The organism is Paenibacillus septentrionalis, from assembly GCF_042659865.1.
GTDB lineage: Bacteria > Bacillota > Bacilli > Paenibacillales > Paenibacillaceae > Pristimantibacillus > Pristimantibacillus septentrionalis.
In genome coordinates this window covers 1-21950 of record NZ_JBHSTE010000011.1, presented here as the reverse complement: position 1 = coordinate 21950, position 21950 = coordinate 1, and the positions used below count along the sequence as shown (strand labels likewise).

The following is a 21950-nucleotide window of genomic DNA, read 5'->3' as shown; positions in this document are numbered from 1 at the left end:
CCTTATTTGTTTTCCTTCTTCGACTTTGCACGCGCTCTAATTTTATCTGCGTAGCCCGGCTTATTCTCCTGACGCTGACGCGCAATCGCAAGGTCTCCCGACGGCACATCCTTTGTAATGGTAGAGCCTGCAACGACATAGGCGCCGTCGCCAACCTTTACCGGTGCGATCAAGTTGACATTGCTGCCGATGAATGCATGATCACCAATTTCTGTCTTGAATTTGTTAATGCCATCATAGTTGACCGTAATTGCGCCACAGCCTATATTCACTTCTTTGCCGACAACGGCGTCACCAACATAGCTAAGGTGAGATACTTTGCTGCCGTCATCAAGCTGTGCGTTCTTAAGCTCGACAAAATCGCCAACCTTGCAGTTTTTGCCTACCTTGCTGCCTGGACGCAAGTAAGCGAACGGCCCAATGCTGCTTCCTTCGCCAATTTCTGCTTTATCCAGCACAGAGTGCTTAATCGTTACGCCGCTTGCAATTGTGCTGTTGGAAATTTCGGATTGTGCGCCAATCACGCAATCCTCGCCAATAACCGTTTGCCCTTTAATGATTGCACCCGGATACACGATTGTATCTGCGCCAATTTCTACGCCTGCTTCGATATAGGTAGATGCAGGATCGATAATCGTTACACCATTCACAAGATGCTGACGATTAATACGAGCGCGCATCAGCCCTTCTGCCTCTGCTAATGCTACGCGGTCATTTACACCAATAGCTTCTGCAAGATCAGTCGTGCAATACCCTTGAATGATTTCTCCTGCCTGCTTGAAGATGCTCACCACATCTGTTAAGTAGTATTCACCTTGTGCATTGTTGTTTGTCGTGTTGCGAAGAGCTTCAAACAGCTTTTTATTATCAAAACAGTACGTACCTGTATTAATTTCGGTTACAGAGGCTTCTTCTGCTGTACAGTCCTTTTGTTCCACAATTTTTTCAACCAGTCCATCTTTACCGCGAATAATGCGACCGTAGCCTGTAGGATCGTCGAACGATGCTGTTAATATTGTCGCTGCTGCTCCGCTTTCCTGATGAAGCTTCAGCATTTGCTCAATCGTACTTGCCTTCACTAGCGGTGTATCGCCGCAAACAACGATCGTTGTCCCTTCTTCATTGCCTAGCAGTGCTTCAGCTTGCTGCACCGCATGTCCTGTTCCGAGCTGCTGTTCCTGTTTAACGAATTGGGCCTGCTCACCAATGTAAGCCATAACCTGTTCCGCCCCATGGCCTACTACTACGACAATCTGCTCACTATTTACTTGTTTAACTGTATCTAAAACATGACCAACCATCGGTTTTCCGCAAACCGAATGCAGTACTTTATATTGCTTAGACTTCATACGCTTGCCCTGACCAGCTGCCAAAACAATAGACATGATTTTCATCTTGCGTGCCCCTTCCTTGAAACCAATCCTCAACTGAATATATCGTATTATACAAAAAAAGAAAAGAGAGCTTCAGCTCTCTTCTCCCCCTTGGACATTCATAAACCATTGCATCGGTTTTACACAACTTCTTCGATTGCAACTTCATCAGCTGCGCGCTCGTATTCTGCTAGTACTGCAGATTGAATCTTCTCTCTTGTAGCAGAAGAGATCGGATGAGCGATATCGCGGAATTCTCCGTCTGGAGTACGCTTACTAGGCATAGCTACAAACATACCGTTGTTGCCATCGATTACGCGAATATCATGAACGACAAATTCATTATCAATCGTGATAGACGCGATCGCCTTCATACGTCCTTCAGAGTTCACGCGGCGGAGTCTTACATCAGTAATTTGCATTGTGTTCACCACCTTTGTCTATTGGAGACTTGGTGTATACTTCCACATTTTGAAGCTAAATCCTTCTTGTTTTTTGACAATTTTGATAGTTTTTTTAATTTTTTTTCTAGAAAAAAAACAAAATCGTCTGCTTTCGACACAAGTCGATGAAAACGCTTCATTTGCGACAAAACCCTACATGTTCGAATTTGCATTTCAAGGAGCCTCTTGTCCAATCATTGGTGCAAAAAAAGGCCTTAAGATTCAGATGTAAAATAGTTCCCTGGTACAATTTCGGCCTGCTTCATTTTCAAATCAACCGCTGTAAGTTTTGCTAATGAAACATATTCCTTAAGCAAGCGCTCGTCATTCTCAATTTCACCTGATTCTACAAATACACCAACACCAGCAACAGTTGCATTAAACTCATGAAGAAGATCGATCATACCTTGGATCGTTCCACCAACCTTCATGAAATCATCAATTATTAATACACGCGATTGCTCTTTAAGAGCACGGCGTGCAAGCGACATGGTTTGAATGCGCTTCGTAGAGCCCGACACATAGTTGATGCTCACCGCAGAGCCCTCTGTCACCTTATTGTCGCGACGCACAATAACGACAGGGATATTCATGCAAGCCGCTGTTGCGTAAGCTAGCGGAATCCCCTTCGTTTCAACCGTCATTATCAAATCAATCGAACGATCAGCAAATGCCGTAGCAAACATTTTGCCGATATCAGCCAGCACTTCCGGCTGACCAAGCATATCCGTCATGTATAAGTAACCGCCCGGCAGCACTCGATCAGGCTGCTGCAGCGTTTCACAGATGCGTTCTATAATGCTTAGCGATGTTTCCTTAGGCATCATCGGTCTAAACTTAACCCCACCAGCTGCTCCAGCTAGTGTATGCAGCTGACCGATCCCTTCTTCCTCGAACACTTCCTTGATGATCGCTAGATCTTCACTGATTGAGGATTTGGCGGACTGGTATCGTTCTGCAAAGGCAGTTAACGAAATTAATGTGTGGGGACGAGCAAGCAGGTACTGAGTCATTTCTACAAGCCGCGAACTACGCTTTAATTTTTTCAACGCATTCTCTCCCCCTAAATCCGAATAATATAATGTCAATATTACATTTTTATACGGATTTAATCAAGTTTTTTCCTTTATGAGGTAAGCATGCGAACAACGTATACTTCCTTGCAATAGCCACGCAATCCATTGTAGATTCTAGAAAGCTTCGCTTCTTTGCTAACTAACCCAAAAACAGTAGGTCCGCTGCCCGACATGAGTACACCGTCGGCCCCCAAGCGAATCATGCTTTCCTTCAGCTGGCGAACCTCTGGATATAAGCCCAATGTAACCTGCTCCAACACATTGCCAAGCGAGGTACACATGCCTGTAAATGAGCCCGCTTCAAGCGCTGCACGCATATTTGCAACTGAAGGATGCTTGTCTATTTTATTAACGCGAAAGCGCCCGTATACATCTGCTGTAGAGACATTGATTGGCGGCTTGGCTAGTACTACCCAGCATTGCGGCGGGTTAGCAATTCGCTCAAGCTTTTCCCCACGGCCAGTAGCAATTGCCGTTCCTCCTGTTACACAAAACGGAACGTCAGATCCAAGCTCCGCACCAAGCTCACATAGCTCCTCGTCGGAAATACCAAGCTGCCACAATCGGTTCAGTCCTCTAAGGGTAGCAGCAGCATCGCTGCTACCGCCCGCCAAACCAGCAGCAACCGGAATTTTTTTGTCGAGGTGAATATACACCCCTTGCTTGACACCATATCGTTCTTTTATAAGCTGAGCCGCTTGAAATGCCAAGTTTTTCTCATCCAGCGGGATATAGCCAACCTGGGAGCTAATTATAATTTGATCCCGAGACAACGGCTCCATCTCAAGGCGGTCCGCCAAATCAACCATAGTCATGATCATTTCAACCTCGTGATAACCATCCTCACGTTTACGTAATGCGTCTAATATAAGATTAATTTTGGCTGGCGCCTTTTCGTATATTTTCATGAATCCTTTTCACCCGTCCATTTTAGCATAGGTACATTATAGCAAAGGAATAGCAGAAAAGCTAAACAATGCTGAACCATCAGCATGTTTAGCTTTTCATGTCCTATTGCTTTATACCCCGAGCGGCAGCTTCCTCAGCCATTTGAATGGCGCGTTTAACAATGTTTCCCGCATCCTTTGCTTTAATGGCGCCCCAGCCTTCCTTCTCGATGGTTTCCATTAACCCGAGCTCACGGGCGATTTCAACTTTCAACTGCTCAGACATGACACGTCTTCGTCTACCCATATCATAAGCCTCCTTTGCGTGAAAGTATGCTTAGTATGCGCGAGGACAAAGCTTTGCATGCTGACAAAAAAATAAGGCGCGAAATCATTCGCGCCTTCACTGTGAATCAACATTCTATACGTAATACATCCGTAATACGTCCGTTATGGATGAAGGTGTGCAATGCGAATTTCGCCTTCATCATTACATACCGTAACCTCTACCGATTCCGTTAGTATATCCGCATAGCTATAAGACACGCGCTTGAACGCGTGCTGATCTTCATCAAGTTTAACGATGAAGACAGAAGGGTAGGTTTCTTCCAACGTGCCAGTACGTTCAACCGTCTTGCGACGACCACCATTTGCTCTTAGCATAATCCGTGATCCAACATGAGCTTCTAAGCTGCGTTTTATATCCAATAGCGCATTTTTTGCCATTGATCTACCACCTCTTTCCTTGTCCATTATATCGGAAAAGTAGGTGTTTGTCAAATAAGCAAAATATTATATCAGCAGCCCATATTCCTTGTCAACGGTTAATTCAGTCAATTCAACCAATATTAATATTTTTTTATTATTCCGCCATTTTTTTACCTTATACATACGGTTTTGGCTGCGGATATCCAACTCGATAACAGCCATACGTCTCAATTCCGCCTACTCCATCGACACCACTAATCGTGCCAGATACAAGCTCTGGCAGATCAATAATATCCTTCATAGGCGTATAGCTCGCTTTAATCGCCACGTATACAGGATCGAGTGCATGAATAAGTATCCGTCCTGGGGAGCTCGCAAAGTTTGCACCAGAATGCAGCAGTGCCTCATAATGCGATTGACAGGCACCTGCAACGACAACCAAGCTGTCTCGATTACGGTCATATTCACGCGCTACGCGTACAGCATTCACAAAATGCTGAGAGTTCTTGTAGCTGCTTAAGCTCGCCAGCTCTATGCCTTGTCGATTTTTGAGTACACCATCATGGCCCGTTATTACCACGATGTCAGGCTGTGTGCTGGGAAGCAGGCGCAGCAGTGCGTCTGCCATCTTCGATTCACTCACGTAATACCCTTCGGCGGGCACTTTAGTTGCCTCATACAGCTGCATGCTTTTTTTTAGATAATTTGGATCTCCATCCAGATGCAGCACCTTGCCCGGCCACTCAAAATACATGCTATCCGCTATATCCCGATTAAGATCGCGATATCCCTCCGATATGGACGCTATCGTCGATTGTTCCAATGTCGCACTCATTTGTCTTAACGATTGACTGACCTTATGACGCATCGTCATATATGCGGCCTTGCCTGCTTCAGGATCATGAATCGATGTCAAGTCATGCCGCGGAGCGTCGGCCAGCAGCCTATAGTCAAGCCCCTTTAAAATGACATAATCGCTTTGCATCGCTTCAATTCGAAATAATACGTCTCCGCCGTACGATTGACGAACAACTAAATCACCTTGCTTCATAGGCTAATCACCTCTTCATCTATCGTATGGATAGTGAAGAAAAATGGTGCTTCATGACAAGCTGAAAATCTAGCCTACTAGTCCAGACTGTGCAAGTGCGCGGCTTAAGACAGCATACTCCTCAAGACTAAGTGTTTCACCGCGACGAGTCGCATCAATCCCGATTCTATCCAGCAGCTCTGTCAGCTCAGCACGCTTATCCTTGCCTGTAAGCCCCAGTAGGTTGTTCATAAGCGTTTTACGGCGTTGTGCAAATGCTCCCTGTACGACACGGAAGAAAAATGCCTCATCCTCTACGTCAACAGCAGGCTTTTCCCGCAAGGTGAGCTTAATAACAGCAGAATCTACATTCGGCTGAGGGATAAAGACGGTATGAGGGACGGTACATACAATCTCAGTCGTGCAGTAGTACTGCACCGCTACACTCAAGCTGCCGTACTCCTTGCCGCCTGGCTTAGCCGCCATACGCTGTGCGACTTCCTTTTGGATCATAACGACGATGTGCTCAAGCGGAAGCTTCTCCTCCAGCAGCTTCATCAGAATAGGAGTGGTCACGTAATAAGGCAAATTGGCAACCACACTCACCTTGCTGCAATCTGCAAACTGCTCTTTAAACAGCTGATGCAAATCTACGTTCAACACATCAGCATGAACGACATTAACCTTAGATTCTTCCTCAAAAATCTCTGACAAAATCGGAATTAACCTCTGGTCGATTTCGATTGCTGTAACTTTTTTCGCTTCTTGGGCAAGACGCTGCGTTAATGCCCCGATGCCTGGACCGATCTCCAAAGCACCCTTCTCTTCCGTCAGCTCTGCAGCACCTACGATGCGATTCAAAATATTGCTATCAATCAAAAAATTTTGACCAAGACTTTTCTTAAAGGAAAAACCATGCTTTTGAATAATCTCTTTTGTGCGTTTAGGTGTAGACACCTCGATCTGCTTCATTTATTCGTGTTCCTCCAGCCTATATCCTAATTGATCCACTGCCGCATAAAACTCTTCCTTCGTTATGTTAAAGCTGCTGCAGCGTTTATAAAACTGCTTTCCATTGGCATAGCCAATCCCCAGAAGTTTGCCTAGCTCCAGGCGACGTTCTGCGGCACTGGGATGTACGAGAAGTCCAACACTCATCAAATCCTCCAGTGTGATTTCCCCCTGAATAGCATCTGTTTCTGTTCGAAGCTCTGAGAGCGCCTGACGTATAGCCTCCGGGCTTGCGTTTTCTATCCCAATATCGCCTTTGTAATATGCCTTCTCCTGTGGTAAGAAAGCATGCTTGCAGCCCGGAGCCGCATTAGCAACAATTTTGCGTATTCGCTCACCCGCATGATCAGGATCAGTAAAAATAATAATACCTCTGCGTTCATTTGCAAGCTTGATTCTTGCAAGTACATCTTTTCCGATTGCAGAGCCATTGGTTTCTATTGTATCAGCATCAACAGCACGCTTAATGGCCACTGTATCGTCTTTCCCTTCAACCACGATGACCTCTTTAATCAATTTGTTTCCACCCTTCTTGCATCAACCCGACTTATTGCTCTCCCTAGTATAGCCGATAATTCCTTGTAACAAAAACAAAAGAAGAGGCAATCATGCCTCTTCTTCAATATGTCGATGTTTCATAACTGGCAGTTGCTTAGCTTGCAGCTGGCTTGTTGGGACCTATAACATACACGGTAACTCCCTTTTTACGGCCAAACTTCGTCGCCACATTCACACTGTCAAAATAAACATCAATTTTATTGCCTTTTATTGCGCCGCCCTTATCTTCTGCTCGTCTTAAGCCAACACCTTCGATATATACCCACCAGCCCATCGGAATGACGGATGTATCGACTGCAATTGTGCGCCCTTCTTCAACCTTTGTACCAGATGCGGTGATCCCATAGCCCTTATCACCAACATCCTTCCCTGTTGATTCTGGACCAGCTGTATAAGCTGTTAACGTTACATTTTTTAAGACTTCAGCAGCTTTAAATGTGTAATCGCCAACCGTTACGGTTTGAGAAGAACCGCTGCTGTTCGCCAACGTCGTAATGGACGATTTTGCTTTTGCTGTGCCAATTGCAACCACTTGGTCGACAGCTTTTGTTTTCACAGTTTCCTTCACAACATCCGTGGAAACAAGCACCCCGTCCTCATAACGCTGTTCGATTTCTTCGACAATTACACCAACTTGACCAGATTGCACGACTTTTTCTGTGCCCTTGTTCAAGCTTTTGTCTTCCTTCTTCACAATAGAGAAAGGTACCGTCTTTTCCTCAGACGCAACTTTAGTTTCTACACGAACAATTTTGATTGTATCGTTTGCCTCCAGCTCAGCTGACAACGGAGGCTCTATTTTATCCTGACTGCGAATCGATATATTCAAATCCTCGATCGCTGCCTGCACCGTTTTCTCTGTTGTGTATACTTTAGACGTATTTCCGTCCGCTACTACATTGATCGGTATCGCATAATGAATTTCGATCACATCACCATTTTTTATCGGCGCACTTAGTGATGTAGAAACTCTGTCATGCGGGCCGACTGTAATAGCTTGTTCATCCAGTAGGCGTTGCAGGACAAATTGCTTTGTTGTCACAATTTTTTCCTGTCCATTCACTACTACGGAGACGTTTTTTTCCGTCGTTCCGTACAACAACACCAAAAACATGAAAGTCATAGCGATTGAGATTGCAATACTTAACATAATCAAACGCAAGTTTCCATGCTTCCATCGCATTGCGAAAGTCATGCTGGATGATCGTTTGCCATGGGTGTCCTTGACTGGAATTAATCCCACTTCATCGGTCCTCCTTCATAGCCCCGCCGCCAAGTGTTACGCATGTTACAACTGACGCGACTATAACCTATATGGCGTGCTTTGCACGCATCCAGTTTTATTCCCTCCTCAACATATCTCTATGAGCTCTATCTCTCATTTATGCAAAATCGATAGATCAAGAAGTTAAGATTGTGAGCGATCCTAAAGCTTCCAAAAATTCGAAATCGGAGAATGCCAAAGGAATTCTTAAAAACTGGAAATTCAATACAGAGTGTAAAAGTTCTGAAATGAATCATACCTTGTTCGAAGCGGACTTGTAAAGACACGATAAAATGCGATTTTCAGTAAAAATCGATGTTCATCCCGAAAATTATATTAAATTAGCCCAATAAAATTAGTTTTATCGTACGAAAAGTCATTATTTCTTCGATTTGCAGCGGTTTCTACATAATTCGGAAACATTTTTTTCCATTTTCCATTGTGATTGAGGCTAGTTCCTCAACAGTAATTTCCTTTATTTGTGCTGCTGCCTCTGCTACAAGTGCGACGTAAGCGGACTCATTTCTCTTACCACGAAATGGGTGTGGTGCCAGGTAAGGACAATCCGTTTCGATTAATAATCGATCTAGTGGAACCCTTTTCAATACCTCTTTGGGAACTCTAGCATTTTTGAAAGAGATTGGTCCGCCAAATGATATATAAAAGTTCATGTCTAGACATTGTTTTGCCGTTTCCCAGCTGCCCGAGAAGCAATGCATGATGCCACCAACTTCAGCCGCGCCTTCCTCCTTCAGAATGCGCAATACATCCTCATGGGCATCTCGATTATGAATGACAATGGGCTTATTCAGCTTTTTAGCAAGCCGAATTTGCTCACGAAATACACGCTGCTGTACATCCTTTGGTGAAGTATCCCAGTGATAATCCAATCCAATTTCTCCAATGGCAACAACTTTCGGATGCGAGCACAAGGACTCAATCCACTCCAGGTCACCTTCGGCCATATGAATGCTTTCCACGGGATGCCAGCCTACCGCTGCATATATGGAATCATATTTCTCAGCAAGCGCGATTGTTGTCGGTATGGTATGTCGATCAAAGCCGATATTAACAATAAGCTCCACACCTGCCTCCGTCGCACGAGCGATCATCTGCTCGCGATCTTCGTCAAATTGTGCTGCATCCAAATGCGCATGCGTGTCGAATAACTTAACCATTTGTACGTTGCTCCTCATCATGTATGTTAAAAATTTGTTTAATCGTATCACTTAAAAGGTGACGGTGTCTAATTAGCGCCTCTTCTGGATAATACAGATGATAACGACCTTGATGCAGTCCGCTTATAGATGAGACAATGTCAGATTTCGTTGCAATTTCTGATAGCGACCCATCTTTTTCAAGCAGCATAATCGGTGCTTTTTCCCTGCTGCTACTCGTTTTCTCAGAACGATAAACATCATATGGACGATCAAACGGATAGTCGATTTCCATATGGAATTCCGGATGAAGCCCGATCGCGGTAAATGCTTCTTCTATTTCAGTCAGATACTCCTCTGATAGTTCCTCAAACGTAATGTATTTATACAATCGTCGATTTAAGAAACGTTGACATAGCTCTGCAAGCAGCGCGTCCTGCTCATGCTGCCAGCAGCTGAACGCATATTGCACTAACGACTCATCCAAACTTAAATAGGACTGTAGCGTTATACGTCCTTCTATTAAAGCTAGTATGGATGGATCAACCCAAGTAAAGCTGTAGCCCTGCTCATGGAGCTGCTTGGCACGCTTGAAAATTTGCCGCAATATAATTTCAGAGCTGCGAGTCACAGGGTGAAAATATACTTGCCAGTACATTTGATAGCGAGACATGAGATAGTGTTCGATCGCGTGCATACCGCTTTCCTTCACAACAATCGTTCCATCATGTGGACGAAGAACGCGTAGAATGCGTTCCAAATCAAAGTTGCCGTAATCTGTCCCCGTAAAGTAAGCATCTCGAAGCAAGTAGTCCATACGATCAGCGTCTAGTTGACTGGAGATTAAGCTAACGACAATCGACTTGCTATATGTTTTTTGAATCACCTCTGCTACCTGTCGGGGAAGAGAAGACGAGTTGCTTGAAAGTATGCGATTGATTTCGGTGTCTCCAAGAAGTATATTAATGGTCCACTGCTCGTGATCTGTTTCAAATATTTCTTCTATAGAATGGGAAAATGGAGCATGTCCAATATCATGCAATAGCGCTGCACACAATGCGACCATTCGTTCTTCCTTCGGCCAGTCTGGATAATGATTTCGTTCGAACTGTGAGATTATTCTGCGAGTAATTTCATATACGCCTAGTGAATGAGAGAATCGACTGTGCTCTGCCCCATGAAACGTTAAAAAGGTCGTGCCGAGCTGGCGAATTCTGCGCAGGCGCTGAAATTCCGAGCTGTTGATCAAGTTCCATATCAATTCATCCTGTACGTAAATATAGCTATGTACCGGGTCCTTAAAAACCTTTTCTTCCCTTAAAAATGCCATGCAAAACTCCTCCCTTGTTCAAGGTTTTGTCATATTTTAATATTTTTGTCGAAGAATGTCGCATTATTGTTTCCAAAATGTCGAAAATGTTGTATTCTATTACAAAGAGAATACCACCTTTCTACACTTAAATCTTGTAATATAAGCTATTTTTTATGAAAAAATGATATTGACTGGATTGGTAAGAGTTGGTATTATTAATCTAAATTACACGAACATTGTCGAATAATGATGACAAGTTCTAATTTGTGGAGGGACGGATTTATATGATGAAATCAACTGGTATTGTTCGTAAAGTAGATGAGTTAGGCCGCGTAGTTATTCCTATCGAGCTTCGCCGTACACTAGGCATTGGCGAGAAGGATGCTCTTGAGATTTATGTAGACGGAGAACGCATCATGCTCAAAAAATATGAGCCTGCTTGTATCTTCTGTGGCAATGCAGAAAACGTTTCTTATTTCAAAGGAAAAATTGTTTGCCAAAATTGTCTATCAGAAATGCCTACTCCTGTGACAAAATAAAAAAAATAAGGTATACTATAATTATCGACATGTTAATTCTAACCTTTTTATACTCCTTGATGCCTTCCTGGACAATATATGCCAGGAAGGTCTTTTTTTATCGGTTAATTTCATTATAGATATCCCGCTTGGATATGCCACGATCTAAAGCGACCTGTTTCATTGCCGCTTTGCGCGACATTGTCGCTTCATAATGGCTAACATGCTCCTCTAGACTTAGCTCCTGCCACCACGAATTAGCAGCCTGCTTCAGTTGATCTGCACCTTCATCATCTAAACCTTCTATTATAATACAGAACTCTCCCAATGGTTGATGCTGCTCAAAATGCTCAATAAGCTCCGTAAGCCTACCTCTAATCATTTCCTCATGTCTTTTTGTTAGCTCTCGTGCGGCAGATGCACGACGATTCCCCCAGCTATCAAGCAAAGTCGCTAGCGTTTTACGAATGCGATGCGGCGATTCATAGAAAATCAATGTCTCCCGGCTTGCTGCATATTGCTCAAGCATTCGCTGAGCATGTTTTTTATCACGCGGCAAAAATCCGATAAAGGTAAATCGATCCGTATATAAACCTGAGACGATCAAAGAGGACAATGCCGCATTGGCTCCTGGAATAGGAACTACCGCAATGTTCTGTTCTATTGCCAGCCTCGCAATATCAGCTCCCGGGTCGGATATGGCAGGCATCCCTGCATCACTTACAAGCGCAATATTGGTTCCTTCTAATAGAAGCTTGATTAGCTCAGGGCCACTTGCCTCTTTGTTATGCTCATGATAACTGACTAATCTTGTTTTAATCTCAAAATGTGTCAGCAGCTTGCGTGTATTGCGTGTATCCTCAGCTGCAATTATATCGACTTCATTTAAAGTTCGTATGGCACGCATCGTCATATCCTCAAGATTGCCAATCGGTGTTGCCACTAAATACAACGTGCCAGTATGACGTTCGCCTTGAAAGCTTTTCTGAATGTTCATATCATTTGTTCTCCCGCTTCATTATATACCACTAGTGGAGGAAGCACGCGAAGATCAGGCTTCCCATCTCGACAAGCTTCAATAAGTACCATATTCGCTTCCCCATTTTGCTTTGGATGTACAAACTGAATGATTTTGGGCTCGATACGCCATGCTCGTAATGCTTCCATAATATCAGCCAAACGAGACGGACGGTGAACCATATACAGCTTCCCACCCGGACGCAGCAGCTTGCAGGTCGCTTTGGCAATATCCTCAATGGTGCACATCACTTCATGTCTAGCTATCGTATAGTGCTCGTTATCGTTTTTATCACCTGCGGATGGCCGCATATACGGCGGATTTACTGTAATGGCATGATAGATGCCATTGCCTGCCTCCTGCGCATACTGCCTCAAATCCGACTCTATAATTTGGATTCGGTGCTGAAGATTATTCATTGCAACATTTCTTCTTGCCATATCCGCTAGTCTTGGTTGAATTTCTATTGCGTCAATGGCTGCTTCCGTACGATCCGAGCTAAGCAGAGCTATAACTCCGTTGCCGGTGCAAAAGTCTGCAATACGGCCCCGTTTGGGCAATTTTGCAAAACGCGATAATAACACAGCATCGAGTGAGAAGCTGAACACTTCCCTGCTCTGTATAATCTTCAACCCTGACTCAGTCAGTAAATCATCAATACGCTCCCCTGCCATAAGCGCAACTGCTTCTTCATGACTCACGCTTCTCTCCCTGCCCCCTTCATTTTTCGAAAAAAAGCCGCCCCTATGTGTATAAGGAACGGCCCATATATTTTACTATTTATTAAGGAAAGATAAGCAAAACAAGCAATCTCCCTCAGTTCGAAGATGTCCATAATAAACATTGCAAATATGGAATCCTTCATAATACAGCTTGGCAAGATTATCATGACCTTCGCCAGGTTCCCCTGCACGATCGTCAGACTGTTGTGCCTCATCATGCACCTGAGTTTGAGCCTCAGTTTTTGGACTAGAGCGTTGATCATCCGGTTCAAGCTCCAGCTTCAATATTCCTCTTAGCTGCTCATTCTCTTGTGTAAGACGTTGATTTTCTTCAAGCAAAGCTACAACCTGCTGTTTCAACAAACCCAAATCATGGCTCATTGCTCCAGCTCGAGCTTCCAGCTCATTCAATTGTACGAATATATCCTTCATCTCTAAGTCTCCACCCCAGAGTTACATGCTAAGCTACAAATGTTATTTATTTTGTTACAACATCATCAAGTGCAAGCTCTTTTGGCTTGCCTGGCACGTCGAACAATTGAACGAAGACGGTTTTGGCAGAAGCATTAATTCCAGTAACCTTGCCTTCACCTAAAGATGTAATGACCAGCTTGCCTACAGTTGGCATTTCCTCACGAACGCTTTCATAATTATCATGTTCATATTTCAAGCAGCACATCAAACGACCGCATAAACCGGATATTTTCGTAGGATTAAGAGATAAGTTCTGATCTTTCGCCATTTTAATGGAAACCGGCTCAAAATCACCAAGCCAAGAAGAACAGCATAACACCCGTCCACAGGGTCCGATTCCTCCCAGCATTTTTGCTTCATCCCTCACACCAATTTGACGAAGCTCAATTCTTGTCCGAAATACGCTTGCCAAATCCTTTACCAGCTCACGAAAATCGACTCTTCCTTCTGCTGTGAAATAAAAAATAATTTTATTGCGATCAAAGGTAAACTCGACATCAACAAGCTTCATGCGAAGCTGATGGTGCTGAATTTTCTCCAAGCATGTAGTAAACGCCTGAGCTGCAGCATTTCGATTTTCCTCGACTACCTGAGCATCGGCTTCATTTGCAATCCTAATGACACGTTTAAGCGGCAATACAACATCCTCTTCGCCAACTTGCTTCTGACCAATGACGACCTTCCCGTACTCTATACCACGAGCTGTCTCAACAATTACATATTGATCCTTCTCTACCGGATGCTCTACAGGATCAAAGTAGTAGATTTTGCCCGCCTTTTTAAAGCGAACACCTATCACATTATACAAGGATTAGCCCTCCTGTAATTTTACCAAAAGTTGCTCAATGGAAAGTTGGGGCGTCACATTTGCTTTTATACGCTTGTCCGCTTCGAGAACGTGCTCCATGCAGGAAACCCATCCAGCGAAGGAGCGTGAGAAAGCATGCGCGCTAATCCACTCCAATTGATCAATAAAAACTAGGTTTTCCTGTCTCCCAGCCTGGAATTGCGTCATATCTTTAAACCACAGCAAGAGCAGCTGCATAACAAGATCAATTTGATCAGCGTATTCTCCTTTAAATAGCTTCTGCGACGCTGTCAGCATTGCTGCAGTATAGGTTGTTATGCTTTCCTTCCCTAATTGTATCACTAGCGTTCTGATTTCTGCAAACCCATTCTTTTCAAGTATCGCCCAAGCACCGTCCAAACCCGAGCTAAGCTGCACGGCGGCTCTCGCAAGCGTTGGAGATGCGCCTCGCTCAACAAGCTGCTCCAGCATCAGATCAGGGGACAACGGTACGAATGGTACACTCATCGTCCGCGAGCGAATAGTTGGAAGTATCGCTTGTGAATTGCTCGTAATAAGAATCGCTACCACTGGTGAAACGGGTTCCTCTAAAAATTTAAGCAAGCTGTTAGCCGCTTGTACTGTCATCTTATCAGCTTGCTCTATAATATAGATCATACGGCTGCTAGCCGTTGTTCGGTAGGACAAATCACGCTGCAGCTGACGTATCTGATCTATTTTAATCGACTGACCCTCAGGTACAATATAGCGTAAATCCGGCTGGTTTTCATTGTCGAACTTACGGCATTCCAAGCATTGATTACATGCCTCTCCAGCAATAGGCTGCAAACAAAATAATGTTTTGGCAAATGCTTTGGCGCAAGCAAGCTTGCCTGTTCCTGAGGGCCCTTCAAATAAATAAGCATGCGAAATGCGCTCTTGCAGAAAAGCATTTTTCAACATGCGTTTCGCTTTCCATTGATGCTCCAAGGTTTCCTCGGTATTCATCGCTTACTCCTTCAATTAAAAAACTAAATTTATTAATATGCCTCGAATTTCGCCTAGCGTATGAAGCAGCTCAATACGTCCCTCTTCGGTCTCAAGCAATTCTTCGGCAAGCAGCACCAGCTTCCCATCTACTTCCTCAAGCAGTTTATAGCGCTTTACACGTCCTCTACGATCAAAGCCGCGAACTTCCTTCAAGCCGATGCCGCGTTTTAAGGTATCCTCAAGGAATTGCTTCACCATCTGACGATAAAGCTTGAGCTCACGTACCGTCATATGACGGGCTAAACGATCTCCCTGCTCCTGAATACTCTTGATCTTTTGTTCGAGCTCACTGACCGTATGCGCACGGTCATGCTGAGCCAGCATATCGGAAAATTGATTGGTTGGTACCTGCTTGGATACCGAACCACTTGCTGCCCGGCTTTGACCAAGCGGTCTATAGCTTTGATCTACTCTCATTGCTCTATCACGTCCACATTAAAAATGTTCAAAGCGTTCGACTGGTACAACAAATACCGTTGCTCCTCCAACCTGAACTTCAACCGGGAAAGGAATATATGAATCGGTAGCGCCACCCATTGGGGATACTGGTGTTACTAATTGATCACGCACTTTACAGTTGTTGCTGATTACCTGAAATACTTCGTGAACACGTTCATCTTCGACACCAATCATAAAGGTAGTATTGCCTGCGCGCAAAAACCCACCTGTACTTGCCAGCTTCGTTGCACGAAAACCTTCCTTAACAAGCGCATTAGAAAGACGATTACTATCCTTATCCTGAATGACTGCAATCACCAATTTCATAATATTCCTCCTCTTATTTAATAGAATGATGAAACTATTATTCTATATATAATATTGCGAAACAGTTTGTATGTGTTACATTTTGACGTTCTAATGTTGATTTCCTTCTATAAGGTGCTCAATTATGCGAAAAACATCCTTATAAACGACATCTTGCTCACGATTTGCGTCAATTTTTACGATTCGATCAGAATATAGCTCGCATAATTGCAGGTAGCCCTCTCTGACCTTATGGTGAAAGCTGTTATGCTCCAAGTCCAGCCGGTTGACCTCTCGACCATTAGCGTCCGCAATTCGTGCTAGTCCAATCTCAGGCGTGACGTCCATGTAAAGCGTTCGATCAGGCATTATCTTGCCAATCGCAAATTCATTAATTGACCAGACCTGCTCCATTCCAAGCCCTCGTGCTACACCCTGATAAGCCAAGCTGCTGTCTACAAAGCGATCACACAGCACGATCCAGCCCTTTTCAAGAGCGGGTATAACCTTCTCTACAAGGTGCTGACGTCTTGCAGCAGCATATAACAACGCTTCTGTGCGTTCATCCATCATCGTGTGACTGCGGTCAAGAATAACCTCTCGTATTTTCTCAGCTATCGGTATGCCTCCTGGCTCACGTGTCACAAGCACCTGATGACCATGATTTTGCAGATCCAATTGCAATCTGGTAATAACCGAGGTTTTGCCAGCGCCTTCTCCACCCTCAAAGGTAATAAACAATCCTTTATTATTCAAAAGCAATTGCCCCTATTCTATAACGTATTGCTACTCCTATTGTAGCAGACTAATTACCGCTTAACGAGCAAATACTTTGATTCGTTCGAGCACATCGTTCGCAGCCTTCCCCTGGAACCTTGCGCCACCCTCAATGTACCGTCTAATTTCACGAATATGGTCTGCTGTTATCGTTTCTCTTTCATATAGCACAGGAATGCCTGGTGGATAGGGAACAATCATCTCCGCACATTGCATTCCCTCCGCTTCAACAAGATTGATGATGCGTGTTAGCTGTGGCTGACATCGATTAAAGGAGATCGGCTCGCTTATTGCAAGCTGTGCATTTGCTTCAAGTATAGCCTTATCTGCCGCTATTAGACGCTTTAAAGTTTGTTTAGGCACTGCAGCTGGCATGACTTTACTCTCTGCTTCGCTTTCCGTATCCTGTGAAAGCTCTAACAATACTGTTTTCAGCCTCTCAAGTTCGTCTTCTGTCATCGCCATATGCCAAACGAGTACAACATATATCGGCGTTGACATTTCAGCCCACACACCATACTTCTCCAGCCTGCGTTGCAGCTCGTAGCCGCTCAGCTCCTGCTTCGTATCATATAGCAGCAAACGATAAGGGTCTTGGGAGTAACGGCTTTCTTCTGGCAACAAAGCTATGTCTAATCGACTATGCTGACCGAGCCAATCGATTAATTGCTGACGCAGTGCGTAAGACTGGGCAAACCACTTGCTGCCGTAGCAATCGAGCACAGCTCTTGCCATATCTAGGCTGCTCATAATTAAGTAGGAGGGACTTGAGCTTTCCAGCATAGCAAGCTGTTGTTGAATGGACTCCTGCTTAATATAGGGCCCTTGAATATGCAACATCGCTCCCATTGTGAACGCAGGCAATGTTTTATGTGTCGATTGCACGACCGCATCCGCTCCTGTTGTAATTGACGAACGCGGACTATATGGTGCAATGCCATAATGCGCACCATGTGCTTCATCTATAATGAGTGGTATATTGAAGCGATGCACAAGCTCGGCATATGCTGTTAAGTCTGAGCTTAACCCGTAATAGTTTGGATTCGTTAAGAACACTGCTTTGGCATGAGGAAAGCGTCTTAGTGCTTCTTCTACTGTATCCAAACTAGGAATGACAGAAAGCTGTGTAGACGGCTCTAACTCAGGCTGGAGAAATACAACATTAGCTCCTGCCAATTTACAGGCATTAATCAATGATTTATGCACATTTCGCTGCATAATAATAGTGTCCTGTTCCTCGCACAATGACAACACTAGTGCCAAGTTGCCAGCGGTGCTGCCGCCTACTAAAAAAAAGCAATGCTCGCTTTCATACAAAGCAGCAGCAAGCTTCTGCGCTTCTGCTATCACGCCTTGTGGGTCATGAAGATCATCAGTATGAGACAGCTCTGTTACATCGAGCTGAGCGATTTGAGAGATGGCCTCGAAATGGTGCGATAGTTGAGAATGCTCTGTGAGCAGCCTCAAATACACGGTTCCGTTACGATGACCTGGTACGTGAAAAGACGCGGGCGCCAGCTTGGCAAAAGCCGTCAAATGCTCCAGTAATGGCGCTTTCCATTTCTTGTTCGTCATGTTCTCAGCTCCTTTACTGCTACTGTATCACACTTTGAGACGCTAGAAATAAAAAAACGACTGATTGTGATCAGTCGTTATGCATTAGCATTTGGCTCATATAATATCGTTTTCATTCTTGAAACAAAGAAAGGATAGCGCTCATCCTCTACATCTATTTGTACGATTTCCTGCTCACAGCTAGAGCAGATAAAGCTGGATACGATATGAAGACCAATCTCGCTTTCTTTCCCGCAAATTGTGCATTGCTGATCGGTAGTATTCATGTGCTTCCCACCTTTACTTTCTATTTCTAATAGTATGCCTTCTATTCTATGAAAATATACCGGGCATTTTCATTACTTATACATATGCGATTTGCCTTTATCAGGTGCCTGTATCCAATATCAATAACATGCCTGGCTTATCCGATATATAGTATAAGATTGTAAAAAGGAGAGCAGATTCAAGAAATGAAACAAAAGCTAACGGATCACCCGAATGCAACGATCTACCAATATAAACATGTTAAACGAATCGTTGTTCCCAATGAAATACTAATTAGTTATTTGCTATGTGCTTTAATTGTCCTAGCATTCCAATACATGATCTTTAATATGTACGGCATCTTTTCTACGTTTATCGGATTTGTTGGACTACAGGTTTTGCATCTTATTATTATTTGGCTTACTTTCATCAATGTCCACCAAGCGGCTGATCGAAAATGGACATGGAGTTTGACACCACCATGGACAGGATTCAAACCAGCTAATGATATTAGTTTCTCTGTTTTCCGTCGTGTACACAATCAAGTATTTTGGCTGGGCATAATTATCATTGGTATACTGTATCCGTGGCTTCCTCCATCCTTTATGCTTAGCCTGATTTTTTGGCATATATGGCTGCTGGCGCCTAAAATACTGCTTAACCTTCGCTTGCGCAAGTATGCCAAGAAAACAAAGGCTGGTATTCTTCGCATTCAAACAAAGGAAGTTAATTTGTTTCAACCATGATATTCTGTCATAACAAAGAGGATTCCACTACTGGGAATCCTCTTTGTTGTAACGAACGACTATATTATTTGACTGTTACACGAATGGAAATGCTTTTATCGCCATATGTTGCCTTTATGGTAGCTGAACCTTTGCCTACAGCTGTAATCTTGCCATTTTTGACAGTTGCTACGCTAGCCTTTGACGAAGTCCATGTTGCTGCTTCAGTCACTACTACGGGATTGCCTGTCGTATAGTTTGCCGTAAGCTTCACTGAGAAGGTTTCGCCTGGTGCAAGCTTTGCGGATTTATCTGATACCGATAGATTCTTCAATTTTGGTGTAACTTTAATTGGAATATTAACGGTTTTCCCTTGATAAGAGCCAGACAGTGTACCTGTTCCTACCGTTAATGCTTTAACAGTACTTCCTTTAATAGAAGCAAGATTTGGTGAAGAAATTGTCCAATCTATTTTGGAACTCAACACTACTGATCTACCATCTTTATAATACCCCGTTACCTTAATTGATTTCGATCTATTCGGATTCAGCTCCAAGGCATTTGGATCAGCAACAATTTTTACAATTTCCTCCTCAATGCGTACTTTGACGGTAGTAGATTTGTTCAGATAAGTCGCTGTTAATGTAACCGTCGCTGCTTCGAGTCCTCTTAAAGTTGTTGATTTTAGTAATAGATTGTCGCTAGACGATTTCCACTTTACCTTCTTGGACACATCTTCTTCCTCTCCATCTTCATTAATGACAGTAACAGAAGGATAGGGAACATCTTTTCCAATTACAATATTTAAATTAGCAGCATCTGCAATCAGCTTAAGTGGTTTAGTGTGAGCAATAAGTTTAACATCTGCTTCATAATTTTTTATTTTAGCTGTTAACGTCGTTTCTCCGAGTTCCTTAACTGTCCACTTACCATCCTTAATAACAGCTACTTTCTCATCTTCAGAAGACCATTGAACAAGTTTCGAGACGTCTATTTTGGAACCGTCAAACAGATGTCCAGTTACTGCAGGCAGCTTCTCACTGCTGTTAACGAAGCCGTCAATTGTCTCACTGTCTATGCTAAGACCGGTTATACTTGGATAAACTGTAATAGTAATGCTACGACTTATTCCTTTATAGGAAGCAGTAATTTTCGTCGTTCCAATCGCTTTAGGCGTTACAAGTCCATTAGATACGGTTGCAACCACCACATTCGATGATGTCCAATCTGCTAATTGAGTCGCATTATATGAAACATTTGAATTATTCAATACTTCAGCTTCAATCTGCAATGGTTTATCTTGCAAGAGCATGTGATATTCATTTTCAGGAGATAGTCTGATTGATTGGTAAGCAGTACGAACGACGACCTCAACAGACGTTGTGACACCCATATGTGAAACATTAACTGTAGTCTTACCCGCACTAATCGGTGTTATTACTCCCTTTTCAACTGAAGCAATTTGTGGATTCGTACTTGTCCAGTTTGCAGATTCGGTAACATCAATTGATCCACCTGTTTTAAGAACCGCTGTTGCTTGAACTATTCTGTCATCTTCTCCAATCTCTAGCTCCAGTAACTCGTTTGGTGAAATTGAAATTGTTTTATATGGTGATGTTACGTTAAAAACAATAGAATCAGATTTTCCTTTTAGTTTTGCAGCAATTGTAACGGTGCCTGTCCCTAGGAATGTAATCGTTCCTTCGTCTACGGTAGCAATCGAGGCATTAGATGTTGTCCATACTGCCTCAGATGTAACATCCTCAACTACAGAATTTTTAGAACCATTAAGTGTATATGTAATCGTTTTTCCAACCTCACCATCTGCTTTCGACGGAGCGGCAACGTTATTATCCATAATTGTAACGCTGTCATATAAATAGTCTGAGGTTGCTCTTATCGAGATTTTATAATCTTTGTACGTTGCACTAATTGTAGCTGTTCCTTTACCGACACCAGTGAGAACGCCTTTATCCACCTTTACATAGTTGGTATTCGAAGATTTCCACGTCACCGCTGAGGTGACATCCTTTTTCGATGTCGAGCCTTCAATTGAGGCTAAAACACCTATATTAATTTTTTCATCTTCAACAATTAAATGAAATGACGAGGTTCCACTATTATAATCAAAAGGATCATAATCAAATTCAATTCCTGTTACTTTATCCTCCGCTGCAAATGTCGATCCCACTGGTAACGAAAAAATTAGAGTAATTGCTAGCAAAACAGCTAACCAGCCTTGTCCTCGATTCTTGATCCGACGATCCAGCATGTTCACAATATCATTCCTTCCTGCTTTTAGTATTCATTGTCTATTTAATTAACGGCTTATTGGCCTTTAAAATGAATAATACTAGAACAATTTTTTGAAAAATATTCCTTAAAATAATAGATGCTAGATGCATCAAGTGCGTTTATACAACAAAAAAAGCCTACTGCAACGCAGTAGACTTTCCTCGTGCTTGGCAACGTCCTACTCTCCCAGGACCCTGCGG

Annotated in this window: 25 protein-coding genes; 2 read left to right on the top strand and 23 right to left on the bottom strand. The window is 43.4% G+C overall.

Annotation, left to right across the window (positions count from 1 at the left end; translation table 11 throughout):
• Positions 1–2 precede the first annotated feature (2 nt).
• From glmU to ACFP56_RS21140, 12 genes are all read right to left on the bottom strand, one after another.
• On the bottom strand, positions 3–1394 hold the full coding sequence (gene glmU, locus ACFP56_RS21195) for a bifunctional UDP-N-acetylglucosamine diphosphorylase/glucosamine-1-phosphate N-acetyltransferase GlmU (RefSeq protein ID WP_379238407.1): 1392 nt from the start codon (positions 1392–1394) through the stop codon (positions 3–5).
• A gap of 119 nt (positions 1395–1513) precedes the next feature.
• Positions 1514–1795 carry a septation regulator SpoVG gene (gene spoVG / locus ACFP56_RS21190; RefSeq protein ID WP_251671300.1) on the bottom strand — a complete coding sequence of 94 codons (282 nt, stop codon included), beginning with the start codon at positions 1793–1795 and terminating at the stop codon, positions 1514–1516.
• A gap of 236 nt (positions 1796–2031) precedes the next feature.
• The gene (gene purR / locus ACFP56_RS21185) at positions 2032–2865 is read right to left on the bottom strand and encodes a pur operon repressor (RefSeq protein WP_379238404.1); all 834 of its coding nucleotides are present in this window, start codon (positions 2863–2865) and stop codon (positions 2032–2034) included.
• 77 nt (positions 2866–2942) lie between these two features.
• On the bottom strand, positions 2943–3800 hold the full coding sequence (gene ispE, locus ACFP56_RS21180) for a 4-(cytidine 5'-diphospho)-2-C-methyl-D-erythritol kinase (protein WP_379238402.1): 858 nt from the start codon (positions 3798–3800) through the stop codon (positions 2943–2945).
• A 103-nt stretch (positions 3801–3903) separates the two neighbouring features.
• Positions 3904–4086, bottom strand: a complete 183-nt coding sequence (locus ACFP56_RS21175) for a small, acid-soluble spore protein, alpha/beta type (RefSeq protein WP_379238400.1) — start codon at positions 4084–4086, stop codon at positions 3904–3906.
• A gap of 143 nt (positions 4087–4229) precedes the next feature.
• On the bottom strand, positions 4230–4505 hold the full coding sequence (veg, locus tag ACFP56_RS21170; RefSeq protein ID WP_379238398.1) for a biofilm formation stimulator Veg: 276 nt from the start codon (positions 4503–4505) through the stop codon (positions 4230–4232).
• A 157-nt stretch (positions 4506–4662) separates the two neighbouring features.
• On the bottom strand, positions 4663–5538 hold the full coding sequence (gene yabG / locus ACFP56_RS21165; RefSeq protein ID WP_379238396.1) for a sporulation peptidase YabG: 876 nt from the start codon (positions 5536–5538) through the stop codon (positions 4663–4665).
• 69 nt (positions 5539–5607) lie between these two features.
• Positions 5608–6489, bottom strand: coding sequence for a 16S rRNA (adenine(1518)-N(6)/adenine(1519)-N(6))-dimethyltransferase RsmA (gene rsmA, locus ACFP56_RS21160; protein ID WP_379238394.1), 882 nt, complete (start codon positions 6487–6489; stop codon positions 5608–5610).
• A complete protein-coding gene (rnmV, locus tag ACFP56_RS21155) occupies positions 6490–7044 on the bottom strand; it encodes a ribonuclease M5 (RefSeq protein ID WP_379238392.1) in 555 nt (184 codons plus the stop codon).
• 136 nt (positions 7045–7180) lie between these two features.
• Positions 7181–8329 carry a ubiquitin-like domain-containing protein gene (locus ACFP56_RS21150; protein ID WP_379238389.1) on the bottom strand — a complete coding sequence of 383 codons (1149 nt, stop codon included), beginning with the start codon at positions 8327–8329 and terminating at the stop codon, positions 7181–7183.
• 425 nt (positions 8330–8754) lie between these two features.
• Positions 8755–9528, bottom strand: coding sequence for a TatD family hydrolase (locus tag ACFP56_RS21145; RefSeq protein ID WP_379238387.1), 774 nt, complete (start codon positions 9526–9528; stop codon positions 8755–8757).
• The gene (locus tag ACFP56_RS21140; protein WP_379238385.1) at positions 9521–10837 is read right to left on the bottom strand and encodes an HD domain-containing protein; all 1317 of its coding nucleotides are present in this window, start codon (positions 10835–10837) and stop codon (positions 9521–9523) included. The genes ACFP56_RS21145 and ACFP56_RS21140 overlap by 8 nt, the downstream gene beginning before the upstream one ends.
• Positions 10838–11103: 266 nt before the next feature.
• Here ACFP56_RS21140 and ACFP56_RS21135 point away from each other — a divergent pair, with 266 nt between their 5' ends.
• A complete protein-coding gene (locus tag ACFP56_RS21135) occupies positions 11104–11358 on the top strand; it encodes an AbrB/MazE/SpoVT family DNA-binding domain-containing protein (protein ID WP_379238383.1) in 255 nt (84 codons plus the stop codon).
• A gap of 97 nt (positions 11359–11455) precedes the next feature.
• On the opposite strand, the gene rsmI is transcribed toward ACFP56_RS21135, so the two are convergent.
• The 10 genes from rsmI to ACFP56_RS21085 form a co-directional block, all read right to left on the bottom strand.
• A complete protein-coding gene (gene rsmI, locus ACFP56_RS21130; RefSeq protein WP_379238381.1) occupies positions 11456–12334 on the bottom strand; it encodes a 16S rRNA (cytidine(1402)-2'-O)-methyltransferase in 879 nt (292 codons plus the stop codon).
• The gene (locus ACFP56_RS21125; protein ID WP_379238485.1) at positions 12331–13029 is read right to left on the bottom strand and encodes a tRNA1(Val) (adenine(37)-N6)-methyltransferase; all 699 of its coding nucleotides are present in this window, start codon (positions 13027–13029) and stop codon (positions 12331–12333) included. The genes rsmI and ACFP56_RS21125 overlap by 4 nt, the downstream gene beginning before the upstream one ends.
• A 102-nt stretch (positions 13030–13131) precedes the next feature.
• On the bottom strand, positions 13132–13509 hold the full coding sequence (locus ACFP56_RS21120; protein WP_379238379.1) for an initiation-control protein YabA: 378 nt from the start codon (positions 13507–13509) through the stop codon (positions 13132–13134).
• Between the two features lie 46 nt (positions 13510–13555).
• Positions 13556–14359, bottom strand: a complete 804-nt coding sequence (locus tag ACFP56_RS21115) for a PSP1 domain-containing protein (RefSeq protein WP_379238377.1) — start codon at positions 14357–14359, stop codon at positions 13556–13558.
• 3 nt (positions 14360–14362) lie between these two features.
• Positions 14363–15346 carry a DNA polymerase III subunit delta' gene (gene holB, locus ACFP56_RS21110; protein WP_379238375.1) on the bottom strand — a complete coding sequence of 328 codons (984 nt, stop codon included), beginning with the start codon at positions 15344–15346 and terminating at the stop codon, positions 14363–14365.
• 15 nt (positions 15347–15361) lie between these two features.
• Positions 15362–15805 (bottom strand): YaaR family protein, encoded by a 444-nt coding sequence (locus tag ACFP56_RS21105; RefSeq protein ID WP_379238373.1) that lies wholly within the window; start codon positions 15803–15805, stop codon positions 15362–15364.
• 18 nt (positions 15806–15823) lie between these two features.
• Positions 15824–16153, bottom strand: a complete 330-nt coding sequence (locus tag ACFP56_RS21100; protein ID WP_213520459.1) for a cyclic-di-AMP receptor — start codon at positions 16151–16153, stop codon at positions 15824–15826.
• A 90-nt stretch (positions 16154–16243) separates the two neighbouring features.
• A complete protein-coding gene (gene tmk, locus ACFP56_RS21095; RefSeq protein WP_379238370.1) occupies positions 16244–16888 on the bottom strand; it encodes a dTMP kinase in 645 nt (214 codons plus the stop codon).
• Between the two features lie 60 nt (positions 16889–16948).
• A complete protein-coding gene (locus tag ACFP56_RS21090) occupies positions 16949–18484 on the bottom strand; it encodes an aminotransferase class I/II-fold pyridoxal phosphate-dependent enzyme (RefSeq protein WP_379238368.1) in 1536 nt (511 codons plus the stop codon).
• A gap of 77 nt (positions 18485–18561) precedes the next feature.
• Positions 18562–18750: a sigma factor G inhibitor Gin gene (locus ACFP56_RS21085; RefSeq protein WP_379238366.1), complete on the bottom strand. Its 189-nt coding sequence runs from the start codon at positions 18748–18750 to the stop codon at positions 18562–18564.
• A 186-nt stretch (positions 18751–18936) separates the two neighbouring features.
• On the opposite strand from ACFP56_RS21085, the gene ACFP56_RS21080 reads away from it, so the two are divergent.
• Positions 18937–19476 (top strand): hypothetical protein, encoded by a 540-nt coding sequence (locus tag ACFP56_RS21080; protein ID WP_379238364.1) that lies wholly within the window; start codon positions 18937–18939, stop codon positions 19474–19476.
• A 64-nt stretch (positions 19477–19540) separates the two neighbouring features.
• Here the strand turns inward: ACFP56_RS21080 and ACFP56_RS21075 are convergent, their stop codons facing one another.
• Entirely contained in the window at positions 19541–21727 is a 2187-nt protein-coding gene (locus ACFP56_RS21075) for an Ig-like domain-containing protein (protein WP_379238483.1), read from the bottom strand.
• Between the last annotated feature and the right edge of the window lie 223 nt (positions 21728–21950).